The sequence below is a fragment of the Streptomyces sp. NBC_00310 genome, assembly GCF_036208085.1.
In the GTDB taxonomy this organism is placed as follows: domain Bacteria; phylum Actinomycetota; class Actinomycetes; order Streptomycetales; family Streptomycetaceae; genus Streptomyces.
This window is the reverse complement of record NZ_CP130714.1, coordinates 1,446,744-1,462,951: the sequence shown is the minus strand read 5'-3', so window position 1 is coordinate 1,462,951 and position 16,208 is coordinate 1,446,744. Positions and strand designations below refer to the sequence as shown.

Below are 16,208 nucleotides of genomic sequence, written 5' to 3'. Positions count from 1 at the left end.
TCTTTACATTTCCCCCGCATGTCATTCTCTCCTGCTGATCGTCGTAACCGCCGCGTCGGCGAACCGGAACGGACGGATCTCACAGGGCGAGCCGCTGGTCCTGTCGGAGACGGGTGGCTCCTCTGCAGAGGTCGCTTTCCGGGTGGCTGTCCTGGGCCATTGGCCGCACGGCCTGCCCCGTGATCTGGCAGCGTTCGATGGCCCCACCGCCGCCGCCACCGGGGCCGCGTCAGGCGATGCCGACCCCACCCCGCCGGCCTGCGCCTTGCGCACTCCGGTGGGACCAATTAGCGGGCCCCGCTCCGCTCCAGGTCGGCCAGGTCGCCCTTGCCGGTCCTGGTCGGCACGACCGAGCCCTCCGGCCCCCGGAAGCAGTCAGAGCCAACACGCCACCATCCGGCGAGTACCCCGCCGTGTACTCACCATCCGATACGCCGATCGCCTCAAGGCAGTTCGCGGCGTGCACGAAGGGCTCGAAGACGATCAGGTCCTCGGCCTCGTCCTCGTCAGAGACAGAGGACGGTATCGGAGGGGAGAGCCAAACTGGGCCGATCTGCCCATCTGTCCCGGGCCGCAACGGGCATCCCCCCGTCCTGAAAATCTTTGCTCCGAGCATTGACCCGAACGATCAAGGTGGCGTAAAACAGCCCCTGCTCGCCTGAAAGCGTTCACTCCTGTTCAATTCTGTTCGGAAAGGTGCACCCTATGGCAACCTCTGAAGGCCAGGACCTGCCCGACGGTCAGCAACCCGGGCATGCGGGGGCATTGTCACGCCGAGGGCTCCTCAAGGGCGCGGCGATCACGGCCGGGAGCGTGGCCCTCGGCCTCGGTGCCGCGGGTGCGGCAGAGGCGGCGGACGCCTCGATCACCGCCACCTCACCTGACGGCAAGAACAAGATCACGATGTCCCTGGTCGGCGGAGTGCTCCAGTGGTCGGCCAAGCGCAACGGCACGACCGTCGCCGGCCCCTCGGTGCTGGGCCTGCAGCTGAGCAACGGCACCACGCTGGGCCGGAGCAACACGACGGTGACCAACTACCAGCACTGGACCAGGGACTCCACCTGGACTCCCACTTTCGGCCGCAACGCGACCGTCCGGGACCACCACCAGGAGATGCGCTGGAATCTCCGGGACGACACCAGCGGCATCAACTTCAGCGTCCAGCTCCGCGCCTACAACTCCGGTGTCGCGCTGCGCTACGTCCTGCTGGACACGGGCAGCGCCACCATCGCCGACGAGCTGACCACCTTCGTCTTCCCCTCCAACACCCTGGTGTACAGCGCCCGCGACGAGGCCGCCTACAGCCCGGTCGCCCCGGACGCCATCCCGTCCACCGGCACCTCCGGCACCGACACGGGCCCCCTCACCGACCTGCCGCTGCTGGTCACCCTGGACAGCGGGCTCGTCGCCGCCATCTGTGAATCCTCCCGCGTGAACTACCCGCGCTCGATGCTCAGTTCGGTCTCCGGGCAGCCCAACACCCTGAAGACGTACCTGATGAAGAAGACGGCGCGGGGTTCGGGCACGGTGCAGAACACTTCGACGGTCACCACGCCGTTCACCACGCCGTGGCGGGTGATGCTGCTCGGTTCCGAACACGGCGAGCTGATCGACAACGCCGAGCTGGTCCTCAATCTGGCGCCGGGCAACGCCCTGACCGACACGTCGTGGATCAAGCCGGGCAAGGTGTTCCGCTGCGAACTGACCACCGCCGCCGGAACCGAGGGCGTGGACTTCGCCGTCGCCCGCAACCTTCAGTACATCGAGTACGACGCGGGCTGGTACGGGCCGGAGTTCACGACAACCGACGCCACCACCCCGATCAGCGCCATCGACCTGCCGGCCGTCATCGCCTACGCCACCCAGAAGGGCGTCGGCGTCTTCCTCTACGTCAACCGCCTGGCCCTCTCGGACCCCGAGTCGCTGTTCGCCCTGTACAAGAGCTGGGGCGTGGCCGGCATCAAACTCGGCTTCATCAACGACGGCACCCAGACCATGACCAACCAGATCATCACCTGGGCCAAGATCGCGGCCAAACACCGGCTGCTGATCGACATGCACGACAACGTGCGGCCCTGGGGCTACGAACGCACCTACCCCAACTGGATCAGCCTGGAAGGCGTCCGGGGCAACGAGCAGTTCCCGACCGCCACCAACAACGTGAACCTCGCCTTCGCCCGCAACGTGGGCGGGCCGATGGACTACACGATCTGCTACGGCCAGTCGCGCGACAAGACCACCAACAACCACCAGATGGCGATGGCCGCCGTCTATTACCAGCCCCTGAACTTCCTCTACTGGTACTCCAAGCCCTCCGCCTACGCCACCACCTCCAACTGGCCCGGCCTGGCCTGGTTCGACGCCGTCCCCACCAGCTGGGACGAGAGCACGACCGTGGCGGCGTCCATCAACGAGTACGTCGCGGTCGCCCGCCGCAGCGGCACCACCTGGTTCCTCGGGGCGATGAACAACGAGACCGCGCGTACCCTCTCCGTCCCGCTGTCCTTCCTCGACAGCGGCACCACCTACACGGCCACCGTCTACGCCGACGGAACGGCGGCGACCTCCCCGTACGGGACCCCCACCGTGGTCAGCACCCGGACGGTCACCGCTGACACCGTGCTGAGCGTGGCCATGACCAGCGCGGGCGGTCAGGCGGTGATCCTCAGACCGGCCAGCTGACTCCAGTTCGCGCAGTGGCTTCTCATCGATACGAGTCCTTCGTGCCGGGCCGCAGTAAGTGGCATGAAGCCTTCAACGGTATTTCGCGGTACACCGGCGGCTATTTCGCCGGGTTCCGGGTGGACATCCGATGGCAAGGGGCGACCTACTAGAGACGACCTACAAGAGACGACCTACAAGTAGGCCCCGGGAGTTCGTCTTCTGACGTGCCAGGGCTTCGTACTGTCAGATGTCACCGCATCGAGCATGTGCGCGGCCTGGCCGGTCTTTATCTGCTTCCCTGCCCGTCGTCTCCCGGCCGCTCGCCGTCCGCCGGACGCGCGGCTTCCCCGTGCATGCGGATCACCATGTACGACTCGCCGTCCCTCGGCGGTCGCGTCCAGGAACGGGTGGTGAATGTGTGCAGCCGTCCGTTCACGACGGCATGACGTGGCAGAAAGGCACCCAACTCCCCGGTCACCGCTCGCAGCAGCGACCGTTCCACCTCGGCGCCGTCCTCCAGGTCACCGAAGAACCGGCTGGGATCCAGCGCCCCCGGTATCTCCCCGGTTGACCGGACCTCTCCGTCCGCGTAGGTGACCGCGTACTGCTCGGCACCGTCTCGCGCCACCGAAAGGTGGAAGAACGGCTCCCCGTGCCCCGCCCTCAGGCCGCTCCACACCACCACCGCGCGGGTGCCCGCGCTGGCGGCCGAGGCCGGTGAGACGAACCGCTCGCGGTTGAACGGGGCGGGATCGCCGTCGAAGGCGAAGCTCCAATCGGTGCCGGCCCGGCCGACCGCCATGAGAGCCCTGTCCTCGTAGGACGAGAACTCCCTCTTGTTGTGCAGCGATCTGCGGCGCGCCTCCCAGAGGGTCATCGGTTCGTTCAGCACGGTGCCGTCCCCGTCCCCGTCTGCGAGCCGTCCGGGCAACTCCTCCGGCTCCACCCCTTCCACCAGGACGAACCGGTAGGAGGTGCGGTTGTTGCCCGGGTCCGGCTCCGCGAGCCACGTCAGGTCACCCGGGTCGAGCCCGGCCGTCGGCCTCGGAGCCTCGCCGGCCTGACCGCCCCTCGGCGTGGACAGCAGCTCCCGGCCCCGCTCCGGGGTCAGCAGCGGCCCGAGCACGGGGTCGGCCACCCAGCCCAGCGGCGCCAGATGGTCCGGTCCCAGCGGCTCCCACAGGGGCACGGCGTCCCTCAGCGTCCCCCACGCCCCGTCGGTGTCCCCCCACCGTGCCAGCTCCCGCGCCCGCGCGACCGCTTCCCCGAACGGTCCAGCCGCCGTGTACCGGTACGTGCCGTTCCGCACCTGATCCAGCGTCGCGTAGGCCAGGGCCACCAGGTCGTCGTCGGCGCCCCGCAGGTGGTACGTCAGCGTGGAGTCGTCCCGGTACGAGTGCGCCGCATGCTCGGCGACCAGCGGTGGCAGCAGCTCGCGCGCGTATCGCGGGTCCGTCACCAGGCCGTCGAAGTACACCATGTAGGTCTCACCGAGTAGCCGGCGTATCTGGTCGCCCAGCCCGGCGGCCCGCGGTCTGCCGTACTCCTTGGCCTCGTCCAGAGCCTTCACGGCCCGTTCCCAGTCGCCGCGCAGCGCCTCCAGCCGGACCTCCTCCACCCGAGCGTCCAGCTTTCGCGTCGTGTCGTTGGCGAACACCGGCTCCCCGTCGCTCCGGTGCGCACGCAGGCTGTGGAACTCCCGGTACATGTCCCGCATGAACTCAAGGAAGTTCGCGTGCCGCTCGGGCGGTTCGGCCCGCCAGCTCGCCCACGTGTACACGGCCCACTCACCGTCCTCACCCACGTCCTCGGGATCCAGGAGGACGTGGGTGACGTCGGATTCGACGTCGAGCTGCAGCCCGCGCCGCCAGAGGTCCGCCTCCCGCCGCTCGTCGGGCCCGGCGTCCTCGTCCAGATACTCCTCGAACATGTCCGCGAGCTCCGACTCGTTGTTGTGCCAGTGCGCGTCCTCGGTCCCCGCCAGCAGCCACACGAACCCGCCCGCGTGCCGCCATCCGTCGCTGACCTTGAGGAACTCCCGGTACGACGGGGGCATCCGTCGGCCGAGGCGCTCCTCCATCGCTGCGATCCGCTCCTGCGACGCGGGTGGGAATCCCAGCCACCGCGCCCGTAGCGCGGCCTCGTCGTCCTCGCCCCGCGTCTCGCCGTCCGGCAGGGAATCTGCCCACTCGCCGCTCCACCTGAGCAGGAAGGGCCGCCAGTCGAATGCCGTGATGTCCGTCATGTGCCAGATGCTGCCACCCGCCACTGACAACGCCGCCCGGGTGTGTGCATGAGATGTGTCGCTTGCTGCTGCCGGCTGTGCGGGGGACCGGCAACTGTGGTGGTTTCGGCAAGCGGCCGTCACAGGATTGTGAAACTACCGTGTGATCTTGTGCTTTGTCAGCGCATTTAGTGCTTCACCATCGGGGGGGGAACATCACCATGAGTACTGTTCGTAGAGCTGTTGTGGGTCTCGCCGTCGTGTCCGGCCTGGTCCTGACTGCCTGTGGCCCTGCCGAGGACGACGCGTCGAGCGGGGGCGAGGGGCCCACCGCGAGCACGACGGAGTCTGTGAAGCCGTCGACACCGTCGGCGTCCGCAGGCAAGGGCTCGCCCAGCGGCGGGGACGGCTCGTCGCCCGACCCCGACTACGACGTCTTTCCCTGCAGCACCTTCGACGTGAAGTTCACCGCGACCCTGGCGGAGTCCACGACCAGTAGCTACCTGCTGAAGATCACCAACAAGGGAACCAAGGCGTGCAAGGTGCTGGGCCATCCGGTCGTGACCTTCGGTGATCTGGATGGGCAGGCCACGGAGCGAGGCGAGGCCCCCGGTATCGAAGACGCGTCCAGGCTGGAGGCGGGCGAGTCGGCATACGCCGGGCTCATGGGCGGTGTCGACGACGGCACAGGGAAGACCGTCGACTCGATCGCGATGACCATGAACACCGAGTCCGATCTGGAGCAGACGCCACTCAAGGTGTCGACCCCCGGCCTGTACGTCTCCGACAAGAACTCCGTGACCGCGTGGGTGGGTAACGCGGAGGACGCGCTCAGCTTGTAGTCCGAGACGATGGATCAAGGCTGCGGCGAGAGCGATGCCTCCCGCCGCAGGTTGCGCGGCAGTCTGTGGGACCCGCTGGCGGACCTGGAGGCCGTGTCGGACCGGGTACGAAGGCGCTTCGCGGACACCCCGCCGCTGGCCGAACGGGTGGCACTGCTCGGCTGTTCCTTCGGCGGCAACATGGCCCTCGCGCACCTGGGCAGGCCGTCCGGCGCGGCACGCCACCCCGCCCTGATTCTCGACTCCACTCCGCTGGTGCGCTGGAAGGACATGCTCGGCGAGCAGCTGCGCCGGGAGCGCCAGGGCGCTCGATGGCGGACACCGCGGGCGCTGGCCGACCGGGCGACGGCGTCCGCCGTGTCGGCCTGGACGAGGTCACCGGCGCTGTACCGGCACGCGCGCCGGTCGGCCCGGCAGCAGTCCGGGGTGGCACTGCTGTACATCGTGGGCGAGCGGGAGTCGCTGTTCGACGCGCGGGTCAGCCGTCGATTCGTCGAGGACCACTGGGCCGGCCACGCGGAGACCTGGCGGGTGTCGAGGGGCCGGCATCCGGCCAGCCATGTGGTGGCACCGCAGGAGTACGCCCGACGCGTGAGCGAATTCCTGGCGAAGGACTACGGTGTCCCGCTGACCCGCGGGGAACAGGCCGAGGCGGGGAGCCATGGGGCCTGACTTGCTGAACGCCGACGGCGACCAGTCTGATCCGGTGGGCGAGGCCGCCGTTGCCCAGGGGGGCCGAATCGGCTGTCCTGGGCAACGGCGGCCCGGCGTACGCCACATGGCTGTTGTACTCGCGAAGTCCGCCGTGACCCCGGTGCCTTGGCGCCGTAGCGTCGGATCCGCCGTCGCGTCGGATCCGGCCGTCGTGTCCGATCCGGCGTCGTGTCTCAACTGTCGAAGTCGACGGTGAGTGTGGCGGAGCCGGTGTAGGTCTGGCAGGTGAGGACGTAGCCCGCGGCGACCTCCGCCGGTTCCAGCGCGTAGTTGCGGCGCATGTCGGCGGTGCCGTCGGTGACCAGGGCACGGCAGGTGCCGCAGACGCCGCCCTTGCATGCGAACGGCAGGTCGGGGCGGGCCTGTTGGGCGCCGTCAAGGACGCTGCGGTCGCGAGGCGCGGTGAACGTGGTCGCCCGCCCGTCGAGGACCACGGTGACCTCGCTCGTCGGCCCACGGTCGGTGGCGTCGTCGCGGTCGACGGTGGGTGTCGTGGGCGGTTCCTCGTCCGCGTGGAACAGTTCCTGGTGGACGCGGTCCGCCGGGACCCCGAGTCCGGTGAGGAGCGCGCGGGCGTCGCGCACCATGCCGTGCGGGCCGCACAGCCACCAGTGGGTGACCTCCCGGACATCGAGGAGGGCGTCCAGCAGCGCGGTGAGCCGCTCGGTGTCGAGACGGCCGGAGAGCAACTCGGCCTCGCGCGGCTCGCGGGACAGGACGTGGGCCAGCTGGAACCGGGCCGGGTAACGGTCCTTGAGGTCGGCGAGTTCGTCCGCGAACATCACCGTGCGGGTGCGCCGGTTGCCGTACAGGAGCGTGACGCGCGCGTCGTCGTCCGCGGCGAGGACGGACGCGGCGATGGACAGCATCGGCGTGATGCCGGACCCGGCGGCGACGAGTACCTGGTGGCCGAGGCCGCCGCCGGTACCGGTCAGATCCGGGGTGAACGCACCGGCCGGAGGCATGACGTGAAGGGTGTCCCCGGGACTCACGCCGTGCACGAGCCAGGAGGAGAACAACCCGCCCGAGACCACGCGCACGCCGATGCGCGGCGCCGTACCGGCCGGCGAGCAGATCGAGTACGAGCGCCGCTCGTCGCGACCGTCGATCTCACGGCGCACGGTGAGGCACTGACCGGGCCGGAACGCGAACTCGTCGGCCAGACGGTCGGGGATCTCCAAAGTGAGGGCCGCGGCGTCGGCGCACAGCGGTTCCACGGCTGCCACGCGCAGCGCGTGGAACGCCGGACGGCGGCGGGACCGAACGGGGGAGGGAACGGCGGGAACGGTCATGGCAGGTCCTTGACGTGGGGGAACGGCTCCAGGCAGGTGCGGCAGCGCCGAAGCGCCGTGCAGGCGGTGGCGGCGAAGTGTGAGAGCTCCTCCGTGTCGGCCGAGGCACAGCGCGGGCAGGCAACGGCGGGCGGCTCCTGGCCCGGATCCGGGTCCAAGGGCAGCTCCTGGTAAGGGACTTGGGCTTGGGCGGCCGGTGCGGTCGTCAGACTCAGCCATGTCCGGCCCGCCGCCGGACCGGGCGTGCGCCGAGGGCCCGGCGGCGCGATGCCGTGCTCCGTCAGTCTGCGCCGGCCCTCGTCGGTGATCCGGTCGGTGGTCCACGGCGGGTCGAGCACCGTGACCACCCGGACGTCGGCGAAGCCGGCGGCCCGCAGTCGGGTGGCCACCTCGGCGCGCATCTCGGCCACGGCGGGGCAGCCCGCGTACGTCGGGGTGAGCCGTGCGACGACGGTTCCGTCCGGTGTCACCTCGACGCCGTGCAGCACCCCGAGAGCGGCGAGCGTCAGCATCGGCAGCTCGGGATCGGGGACCTCGGCGGCGATCCGCCACGCCCGCTCCGCCCGTTCCACATGCTCCGACTGTTCCGCCCGCTCCGCCCTTTCCACTTGCTCCGACTGTTCCGCCCGCTCCGCCCGTTCCACATGCTCCGACTGTTCCGCCCCTTCGCCGTGGTGGCCGGTCTGCTCCCGCGACGCCGTCACCACGACGCGTCCGGGTGCGCGCGGGCGACGCTCTGCAGTTCGGCCAGGAGCGGTGCCAGATGCGGCGTGTGCTCGCCGTTCCTGCCGGAGCCCGGCACCGGGGACGCCGGTGTGTCGAGCGGGGACACGTCGCCGGGCCGGTTCAGGCCGGCCTCGGCCAGCACGTGGAACAGCTCCGGCCGAGTCCGCTCGGCCACGGCGGCCGGATCCGCACCAAGACGCTCCGCCGTGCGGTCCGTCAGCAACTCGTCCACCCAGGTGGCGAGTTCGCCCCACGCGGCCCGTAGCCGTCCGGCGGACTCGGCGGTGCCGCCGCCGAGCCGTACCGTCCACTCGGCGGCGTAACGGCGGTGGTACGCCAGCTCCTTGACGCTCTTCGCGGCGATCGCGGACAGCACCGGATCGGGGGCCGCGACGAGCGCCTCGCACACGGCCAGCCTCCAGACCGACAGCACCAGCAGGCGGACGACGGTGAACGCGAAGTCGCCGCCCGGGAGTTCGGCGAGGCGGACGTTGCGGAAGTCCTCCGGGTCGCGGAAGTAGGCGTACGCGTCCTCGCCACGCCCGGTGCCGTCGGCCCCACCGGCTCTGGCGTACAGCAGGCGGGCCTGCCCGAGGAGGTCGAGGCCGATGTTGGCCAGCGCCAGCTCCTCCTCCAACTCCGGGGCGCGGGTGCACCATTCGGCCAGTCGCTGCGCGGACACCAGGGCGTCGTCGCCGAGCGCCAGACAGCAGGCGGCCAGCTCTTCGGCGTCGACGCCCTCGGGCACCGCCTGGTCGACGCCGTGCAGCGGGTCGGTGAACCCGGTGCCGAACGCCCAGCGCGCGCTGTCGCCGTCGACGTACAGGTCCTCGTCGGTCATGCGCTGCTCCTAGATGGTCATGGATGGGGGAGACGCCCTTGGACGGATCGCCTTGGACGGACGCCCTTGGACGGACGCCCTTGGACGGGCGTCCCTGGGTGGGCGTCCCTAGATGTGGGGGACGTCGTCGGGGATGTCGTAGAACGTGGGGTGCCGGTAGACCTTGTCGCCGCTGGGCGCGAAGAAGGGGTCCTTCTCGTCGGGTGCGGAGGCGGTGATGGTGTCCGAGCGCACGGCCCAGATGCTCACCCCCTCGTTGCGCCGGGTGTAGAGGTCACGGGCGTGGCGGAGGGCCATCTCGTCGTCGGCGGCGCGCAGGGAGCCGACATGGACGTGGTTGAGCCCGCGCTTGCCGCGGACGAACACCTCGTACAGCGGCCACCCGGTCCTGCTCGTGGCGCTCACGCCGCCGCTCCTTCCCGCGCGCGACCGGCCTGCTGCTTGGCGGCGTACGCGGTGGCGGCCTCCCTGACCCAGGCGCCCTCCTCGTGGGCGGCCCGACGGCGGGCGATCCGCTCGGCGTTGCACGGCCCGTCGCCGGCGACGACCCGCTTCAGCTCGTCCCAGTCGGGGGTGCCGAAGTCGTGGTGGGCGCGCTCCTCGTTCCACCGCAGCTCCGGGTCGGGGAGCGTCACGCCGAGCTTCTCGGCCTGCGGCACGGTCATGTCGACGAACCGCTGCCGCAGTTGGTCGTTGCTGTGCCGCTTGATCTTCCAGGCCATGGACCGGGCCGAGTTGGGGGAGTCGTCGTCGGGCGGGCCGAACATCATCAGGGACGGCCACCACCAGCGGTCCACGGCGTCCTGCACCATGGCCCGCTGTGCGTCGGTGCCGCGCATCATGGTCAGGAGCAGTTCGTAGCCCTGCCGTTGGTGGAAGGACTCCTCCTTGCAGACGCGCACCATGGCGCGTCCGTACGGGCCGTACGAGGTGCGGCACAGCGGGACCTGGTTGCAGATCGCCGCACCGTCCACGAACCAGCCGACGACGCCCACGTCGGCGAAGGTGCGGGTGGGGTAGTTGAAGATCGAGGAGTACTTCTGGCGGCCGTCGATCAGGCGCCGGGTCAGGTCCGCGCGGTCGGCGCCGAGCGTCTCGGCCGCGGAGTAGAGGTAGAGGCCGTGGCCCGCCTCGTCCTGGACCTTCGCGAAGAGGATCGCCTTGCGGCGCAGCGAGGGCGCCTTGGTGATCCACTCGCCCTCCGGCTGCATGCCGATGATCTCCGAGTGCGCGTGCTGCGCGATCTGCCGGACGAGTGTGGCGCGGTAGGCGTCGGGCATCCAGTCCCTGGGTTCGACGCGCTGGTCCCGGGCGATGGTGTCCTCGAAGGCGGCCTCGGGGTCGTACGGCCCCGAGGCCGCCGAGTCGGGGTTGTCCATGGTGTTCATGACGGCGGTGTCCTGTCGTGGTCTCGGTTCTGGTCGGTTCTGGTCGGTCTGTGGTCGGTTCGTGGTCGGTTCGTGGTCTTCTCGGGATCGAGGGGCGGGACCGGTCAGTGACCGCGGAAGACCGGGGCGCGGCGTGCCAGGAAGGCGCGGACGGCCTCGTGGTGGTCGTCGGTGGCGCCGAGCCGGCGTTGCACGACGGCCTCGCGCTCCAGGGCGGCGGGCAGCGTCGAGGCGGACGCGGACCGCAGCAGCGCCTTGGTCTCCCGGTACGCGGCGGTGGGGCCGTCGGCGAGACGACGGGCGAGGGCGAGTCCTTCGGCGGCGGCCCGGCCGTCCGGTACGACACGGTGCACCAGCCCCCAGTCCTCGGCGTCCCGCGCCGAGAAACGGTCGCCCAGCAGCATGAGTCCGCCGGTCCGGGACGGGCCGAGCCGGCGGACCAGGGCGCGGGCCACCCCGGAGTCGGAGGCCAGCCCGAGGCCGCCGAAGGCGGTCGCGAACCGGGCTCCCTCGCCGGCGACCCGCACGTCGGCGCAGAGCGCGATGCCGAGACCGGCCCCGACGCAGGCGCCCTCGACGGCCACGACGAGCGGCACGGACAGCGCGTCGAGCTCCTTCACCAGCGGGTTGTAGTCGTTGGGGATGTTCGCGAACGCCCGGGTCGGCGCGGCGGAGAGCAGCCGGGCGTGTTCCTGGAGGTCCTGCCCGACGCAGAAGTGCTTGCCCCGCGCGGTGAGCAGGGCCGCCCGGACACCGCGTGCGGTGTCCGTCGTCAGGCGCCGCGCGGCCAGCAGGAGCGCGCCGCGCAGGTGCGCGTCGAGCGCGTTGCCGCTCGCGGCACCGCACAGTTCGAGGACCGCGACTCCGTCGGTGACCTCGTACGTCACCCCGTGCGGGCGGTCCGCCCCCAGGGCCGTGTCGTCGTTCACCATGGGTAGAACCCCTGACCGGTCTTGCGGCCCAGCTCACCGCGGGCGACCTTCTCCCGCAGCAGCCGGGGCGGCGCGAAGCGTTCGCCGAGCGTCGTGTGCAGGTGCTCCGCGATGGCGAGCCGTACGTCGAGTCCCACCACGTCGGTCAGCCGCAGCGGTCCCATCGGGTGCCGGTAGCCGAGGCGCATGGCCGTGTCGATGGCCTCCGGGTCGGCGACCCCTTCCTCGACCATGCGGATCGCCTCCAGTCCGAGGGCGAGGCCGAGGCGGCTGCTGGCGAAGCCGGGGGAGTCCTTGACGACGACGTCCTCTTTGCCGAGGGCGTGCGTCCAGCGGACCGCCGCGTCGAGGGCCGTCGCGTCGGTGCCCGGGGCCAGGACCAGTTCCACGAGGTCGGACACGGGTACGGGGTTGAAGAAGTGCATCCCCAGGAAACGCCCGGGACGCCGCAGAGCCGCCGCGAGCTCGGTGACGGACAGGGAGCTGGTGTTGCTGGCCAGCACACATCCGTCCGGCACGACGTGCTCGGCGGCGGCGAGCACCTCTGCCTTGAGCCCGGCGTTCTCGGGGACCGCCTCGACGACGAGATCCGCGTCGTCGGGCAGTTCGGCGACCGACGACACGGCGATCACCCGGTCCGGCAGGTCGAGGTCCGAGGACCCGGCGAGCGTTCCGCGCTCGGCTGCCCGCCGAAGCCCTGTGGCGATCCGCTCCAGAGCGGCGGCCGCCGTGGCGCCGTCGCGTTCCACGACGACCACCCGCGACCCGGCGGCCGCGAACGACTGGGCGATACCCGCGCCCATACGCCCCCCGCCGATCACCCCCACCACGGCGGGCGCTGTTGCTGCCGAGCTCATGCCCGGGCTCCCTTCTTCTCCAGGAAGCGCGTCATGCGCTCCTCTTTGTCCGGGCTCTCGAAGAGCACCGCCTGGGCGAGGTCGTCGGCCACGGGATGGGCTCCCGAGGCGTCGGTGACGAGCTTGGTGAGCCGCAGGGCGAGCGCCGAGGAACGGGACATCCGGTCGAGCACCGCGTGCGCCTCGTCGACCAGCCGATCCGGCGGTACGACGTCCATGACCAGGCCGCAGGCGAGCGCGGCCGCGGCGTCGAGGCTCCGCCCGGCGAGCAGGACCTGCTTGGCCACCGACTCGCCCACCAGCTCCCGCAACCGCCAGCACGCCCCGGCGGCGGCGAGGATGCCGAGCCCCGGTTCGGGGTTGCCGAAGACCGCGTCCGGGCCGGCGATCCGGAGGTCGCAGGCGTACGCCAACTCGGCCCCGCCGCCCAGCGCCCAGCCGGGCACGGCGGCGATCGTGGGCAGGGGCAGCCTCCGCACCCGCTCGAACAGGCGGCTGTTGATCCCCTCCAGCGCCTCGTCCCGGCCGCGCCGGCGCAGTTCGCCGATGTCGGCCCCACCGGCGAAGACCCCGCCGTGCCCGGTGAGCAGCAGCAGCTTCGGAGAGCGCTCCAAGTCCTCGCACACGCGGTGCAGTTCGGCGATCATTCGGGCGCTGACGGCGTTGCGGGCGGCGGGCCGACGCAGGGTGACCACCACCCGGTCGGTGCGCTCCTCGACCGACAAAGTCTCGTACGAGCGCTCCTCGACCGACAGCGTCTCGTACGGGCTGCCCGCGGCTGTCGCGCTCATACGCGCTCCACGAGCATCGCCACGCCCTGTCCGACCCCGACGCAGAGGGTGGCCAGGCCCCGTCGGCCGCCCTCGCGCTCCAGGCGGCCGAGCAGGGTGAGCAGGATGCGGGTGCCGGAGCAGCCCAGGGGGTGGCCGAGGGCGATGGCGCCGCCGTCGGCGTTGACGCGGTCCGGGTCGAGCTTCAGGCGGCGTATCACCGCCAGGGCCTGGACGGCGAAGGCCTCGTTGAGTTCGACCGCGTCGAGGTCGTCGACCGTCCAGCCCGCCCGGTCCAGGGCCTGAGCGGTGGCCGGCACCGGGCCGAGGCCCATCAGGTGGGGCTCGACCCCGGCCGAGGTGGCGGTGACGACACGGGCCCGGGGAGTCAGCCCGTACCGCTCCACCGCGGCCCCGCTCGCCACCACCAGGGCGGCGGCCCCGTCGGACAGCGGCGAGGAGTTGCCCGCGGTGACGACGCCGCCCGGGCGGAACGCGGTGCGCAGGCCGCTCAGCCTCTCCAACGTGGTGGTCGGGCGGGGCCCTTCGTCCTGGGTCACCTCACCGTCGGCCACCGGCACCGGGACGATCTCCGCCGTGAAACGGCCCGCCGCCTGCGCGGCCACCGCCCGGCGGTGGCTGCGCAACGCGAAGGAGTCGGCCTCCAGGCGGGTGATGCCGTCCAGCGCCGCGACCTCCTCCGCGGTCTCGCCCATCGACAGCGTGGTCGTCGCGGGGAAGCGCGGGTTGGTGAAGCGCCAGCCGAGCGAGGTGTCGTGGACGTCCCCGGGCCGGGCCCAGGGCGTGCCGGGCTTGGCCATCACCCAGGGTGCGCGGGTCATCGACTCGACCCCGCCGGCCACGACGAGGTCGGCCTCGCCCGCTCGTATCGCCTGTGCGGCGGAGGCGACGGCGGTGAGTCCGGAGGCGCACAGCCGGTTGACGGTGTATCCGGGCACGGTGTGCGGAAGTCCCGCCAGCAGGACGGCCATCCGCGCGACGTCACGGTTGTCCTCGCCGGCCTGGTTCGCGGCGCCGAGGATCACCTCGTCCACGGAGTCGGCCGGGATCCCGGCGCGTCGCACGGCCTCGCCGACGACGAGGGCGGCCAGGTCGTCGGGGCGTACGGACGCCAGGGCACCCCCGTAGCGGCCCTGCGGGGTGCGGGCCCCGTCGATCAGATAGACCTCATCGGACATCGGAGTGCTCCTCGTGCTCCCCGGCGGGGGCGTGGCGGCGGGACTGGAGGACCGCGAACCGGCCCGTGACGAACGCCGGGTCGGTCAGGGTCGCGTTGGCGGCCGGGTTGGCCGACGTGCCGTGGAAGTCGCTGAAGGCGGCGGACTGGTTGGGGAACACGTCGGCGGTCAGGTTCTCCGACAGGTGCACGCCGGCCTCCAGGGCCGTCGCCCGCGCCGCCGCCAGGACGTCCTCGCCGGTCGCGTACACGCAGGCGGTGAGCGCGCCGTGGCGTCGTACGGTGTCGTGCAGGACGCGCAGCGAGTGCGCGGTGTCGTCGGTGGCGATGACGAAGGAGACCGGCCCGAACCACTCGCTCGTATAGGTCTTCTCGTCGGCCTCGGCATCGAGCCGGGCCACCAGCGGGGTGCGGACGACGGCGTCCGGATGGTCGGGGTGGGGCACGGCACGGGAGGGATGGGCGGTACGGCCCAGGGCGGACGCCTCCTCCAGCCGCGCGAGCACTCCGCCGTTCACGATGGCGCCGAGGGTGGCGGTGGCGCGGGCCGGGTCGGCGAGCAGGTCGTCGAGCGCGGAGCCCAGGTCGGCGGCGAACTCGTCGGCCGTACGGGCTCCTCGATCGGTGGGGAACCCGTCGCGGGGCACCAGGATGTTCTGCGGGGTGGTGCACATCTGGCCGCTGTAGAGCGACAGGGAGAACGCGAGGTTGCGCAGCAGCCCGGCGTAGTCGTCCGTGGAGTCCACGACGACGGTGTTCAGGCCCGCCTTCTCCGTGTGGACGACCGCCTGGCGGGCGTTGTCCTCCAGCCAGTCGCCGAACTCGCTGGAACCGGTGAAGTCCACGATCCGCACGTCGGGGTGGGTGGCCAGGGCGGGAGCGGTGCGTTCTTCGGGGCGCGAGGCGGCCAGCAGCACCACGTCCGGGTCGAAACCGGCCTCCGCCAGCACCTCGCGGGCGATCCGCACGGTGATCGCCAGCGGCAGCACGGCCCGCCGATGCGGCTTGACGATCACCGGATTACCGGTGACCAGGCTCGCGAAGAAGCCCGGATAGCCGTTCCAGGTGGGGAAGGTGTTGCAGGCGATGAGCACGGACACGCCCCGGCCGACCGGTGTGTACGTCTTGTCCATGACCAGCGGCCCGCCGCGCCGCCGGGGCTTGCTCCAGCGCGCGGTGGCGGGGTGACGCCGCTGTGCCTCCCAGGCGTACGCCACCGCCTCCAGGCCACGGTCCTGGGCGTGCGGCCCGCCTGCCTGGAACGCCATCACGAACGGCTGACCGGTGGTGTGCTGGACGGCGTGCGCGATCTCGAAGCTCGCCGCGTTCAGCCGGGCCAGGATCTCGGCCGCCACGCCAGCCCGGACGTCGGGGCTCGCGGAACGCCAGGCGGAGGCGGCCGACTTGGCCGTCGCCACGGCGGTCTCGGGCGCCAGGTGCGGGTAGCTGATGCCGAGGGGGAAGCCGTACGGCGACACCTCCGTGGCGGGGACGGTGCCGGTGGTGGGGTGCCCGTCGAGAGGGAAGGGGCGGTCGAGGAGGCCACGGAAGGCCGCCTCGCCCGCGGCGGGCGCCCCGGCTCCGTACGCGGAGGTGCTCGGGGTCTCCGGGTAGGGCGTCCAGTAGCCGCGGTCGGCCGTGCGGGCCACCGCCTGGTCGAGGAGGTCCGCGTGGCGGAAGAAGAAGTCGGGATGCTGGTCGGGGGACATGAAAGCTCCAGGCCGAACGTTCGGTCGGTTGGTGGGTGTGGTGCGCCCGGG

The 16,208-nt window shown here is 71.5% G+C and carries 14 protein-coding genes; 3 read left to right on the top strand and 11 right to left on the bottom strand.

Going from position 1 to position 16,208, the window contains the following annotated elements; all coding sequences use genetic code 11:
• The first annotated feature begins 705 nt into the window (after positions 1 to 705).
• Positions 706 to 2,682, top strand: a complete 1,977-nt coding sequence (locus OG202_RS06420; RefSeq protein ID WP_328222477.1) for a glycoside hydrolase family 97 protein — start codon at positions 706 to 708, stop codon at positions 2,680 to 2,682.
• Between the two features lie 268 nt (positions 2,683 to 2,950).
• On the opposite strand, the gene OG202_RS06415 is transcribed toward OG202_RS06420, so the two are convergent.
• Positions 2,951 to 4,909, bottom strand: a complete 1,959-nt coding sequence (locus tag OG202_RS06415) for an SMI1/KNR4 family protein (protein WP_328222476.1) — start codon at positions 4,907 to 4,909, stop codon at positions 2,951 to 2,953.
• 200 nt (positions 4,910 to 5,109) lie between these two features.
• Between OG202_RS06415 and OG202_RS06410 the strand changes: the two genes are divergently transcribed.
• Both OG202_RS06410 and OG202_RS06405 read left to right on the top strand, forming a co-directional pair.
• On the top strand, positions 5,110 to 5,730 hold the full coding sequence (locus OG202_RS06410; RefSeq protein ID WP_327731013.1) for a DUF4232 domain-containing protein: 621 nt from the start codon (positions 5,110 to 5,112) through the stop codon (positions 5,728 to 5,730).
• 9 nt (positions 5,731 to 5,739) lie between these two features.
• The gene (locus OG202_RS06405) at positions 5,740 to 6,402 is read left to right on the top strand and encodes an alpha/beta fold hydrolase (RefSeq protein WP_327731014.1); all 663 of its coding nucleotides are present in this window, start codon (positions 5,740 to 5,742) and stop codon (positions 6,400 to 6,402) included.
• Between the two features lie 215 nt (positions 6,403 to 6,617).
• On the opposite strand, the gene paaE is transcribed toward OG202_RS06405, so the two are convergent.
• The 10 genes from paaE to paaN all read right to left on the bottom strand — a co-directional run bounded on the left by paaE (position 6,618) and on the right by paaN (position 16,157).
• A complete protein-coding gene (gene paaE / locus OG202_RS06400; RefSeq protein ID WP_326584721.1) occupies positions 6,618 to 7,736 on the bottom strand; it encodes a 1,2-phenylacetyl-CoA epoxidase subunit PaaE in 1,119 nt (372 codons plus the stop codon).
• Positions 7,733 to 8,308, bottom strand: coding sequence for a 1,2-phenylacetyl-CoA epoxidase subunit PaaD (gene paaD / locus OG202_RS06395; protein ID WP_328224655.1), 576 nt, complete (start codon positions 8,306 to 8,308; stop codon positions 7,733 to 7,735). The genes paaE and paaD overlap by 4 nt, the downstream gene beginning before the upstream one ends.
• A 128-nt stretch (positions 8,309 to 8,436) precedes the next feature.
• Positions 8,437 to 9,303, bottom strand: a complete 867-nt coding sequence (gene paaC, locus OG202_RS06390; RefSeq protein ID WP_327731015.1) for a 1,2-phenylacetyl-CoA epoxidase subunit PaaC — start codon at positions 9,301 to 9,303, stop codon at positions 8,437 to 8,439.
• A 108-nt stretch (positions 9,304 to 9,411) separates the two neighbouring features.
• Positions 9,412 to 9,708 carry a 1,2-phenylacetyl-CoA epoxidase subunit PaaB gene (gene paaB / locus OG202_RS06385; protein ID WP_326584724.1) on the bottom strand — a complete coding sequence of 99 codons (297 nt, stop codon included), beginning with the start codon at positions 9,706 to 9,708 and terminating at the stop codon, positions 9,412 to 9,414.
• Positions 9,705 to 10,682: a 1,2-phenylacetyl-CoA epoxidase subunit PaaA gene (paaA, locus tag OG202_RS06380; RefSeq protein WP_328224654.1), complete on the bottom strand. Its 978-nt coding sequence runs from the start codon at positions 10,680 to 10,682 to the stop codon at positions 9,705 to 9,707. The genes paaB and paaA overlap by 4 nt, the downstream gene beginning before the upstream one ends.
• Positions 10,683 to 10,795: 113 nt before the next feature.
• Entirely contained in the window at positions 10,796 to 11,623 is an 828-nt protein-coding gene (locus OG202_RS06375; protein ID WP_328222475.1) for an enoyl-CoA hydratase/isomerase family protein, read from the bottom strand.
• The gene (locus OG202_RS06370) at positions 11,617 to 12,480 is read right to left on the bottom strand and encodes a 3-hydroxyacyl-CoA dehydrogenase family protein (protein WP_328222474.1); all 864 of its coding nucleotides are present in this window, start codon (positions 12,478 to 12,480) and stop codon (positions 11,617 to 11,619) included. The genes OG202_RS06375 and OG202_RS06370 overlap by 7 nt, the downstream gene beginning before the upstream one ends.
• Positions 12,477 to 13,271, bottom strand: a complete 795-nt coding sequence (locus tag OG202_RS06365; protein WP_328222473.1) for an enoyl-CoA hydratase/isomerase family protein — start codon at positions 13,269 to 13,271, stop codon at positions 12,477 to 12,479. The genes OG202_RS06370 and OG202_RS06365 overlap by 4 nt, the downstream gene beginning before the upstream one ends.
• Positions 13,268 to 14,449 (bottom strand): thiolase family protein, encoded by a 1,182-nt coding sequence (locus tag OG202_RS06360; RefSeq protein WP_328222472.1) that lies wholly within the window; start codon positions 14,447 to 14,449, stop codon positions 13,268 to 13,270. Before OG202_RS06360 ends, OG202_RS06365 begins: the two co-directional genes overlap by 4 nt.
• Complete coding sequence (gene paaN, locus OG202_RS06355; protein ID WP_328222471.1) at positions 14,439 to 16,157, bottom strand: phenylacetic acid degradation protein PaaN; 1,719 nt, start codon at positions 16,155 to 16,157, stop codon at positions 14,439 to 14,441. The genes OG202_RS06360 and paaN overlap by 11 nt, the downstream gene beginning before the upstream one ends.
• Positions 16,158 to 16,208: the final 51 nt, after the last annotated feature.

Excerpts from the sequence above, each read along its gene's own strand:
- OG202_RS06410 (WP_327731013.1), top strand. The coding sequence starts at position 5,110 with ATGAGTACTGTTCGTAGAGCTGTTGTGGGTCTCGCCGTCGTGTCCGGC.
- OG202_RS06405 (WP_327731014.1), top strand. The coding sequence starts at position 5,740 with ATGGATCAAGGCTGCGGCGAGAGCGATGCCTCCCGCCGCAGGTTGCGC.
- OG202_RS06360 (WP_328222472.1), bottom strand. The coding sequence starts at position 14,449 with ATGTCCGATGAGGTCTATCTGATCGACGGGGCCCGCACCCCGCAGGGC.
- paaC (WP_327731015.1), bottom strand. The coding sequence starts at position 9,303 with ATGACCGACGAGGACCTGTACGTCGACGGCGACAGCGCGCGCTGGGCG.
- OG202_RS06370 (WP_328222474.1), bottom strand. The coding sequence starts at position 12,480 with ATGAGCTCGGCAGCAACAGCGCCCGCCGTGGTGGGGGTGATCGGCGGG.
- paaE (WP_326584721.1), bottom strand. The coding sequence starts at position 7,736 with ATGACCGTTCCCGCCGTTCCCTCCCCCGTTCGGTCCCGCCGCCGTCCG.
- OG202_RS06375 (WP_328222475.1), bottom strand. The coding sequence starts at position 11,623 with ATGGTGAACGACGACACGGCCCTGGGGGCGGACCGCCCGCACGGGGTG.
- OG202_RS06415 (WP_328222476.1), bottom strand. The coding sequence starts at position 4,909 with ATGACGGACATCACGGCATTCGACTGGCGGCCCTTCCTGCTCAGGTGG.
- paaN (WP_328222471.1), bottom strand. The coding sequence starts at position 16,157 with ATGTCCCCCGACCAGCATCCCGACTTCTTCTTCCGCCACGCGGACCTC.
- OG202_RS06420 (WP_328222477.1), top strand. The coding sequence starts at position 706 with ATGGCAACCTCTGAAGGCCAGGACCTGCCCGACGGTCAGCAACCCGGG.
- paaA (WP_328224654.1), bottom strand. The coding sequence starts at position 10,682 with ATGGACAACCCCGACTCGGCGGCCTCGGGGCCGTACGACCCCGAGGCC.
- OG202_RS06365 (WP_328222473.1), bottom strand. The coding sequence starts at position 13,271 with ATGAGCGCGACAGCCGCGGGCAGCCCGTACGAGACGCTGTCGGTCGAG.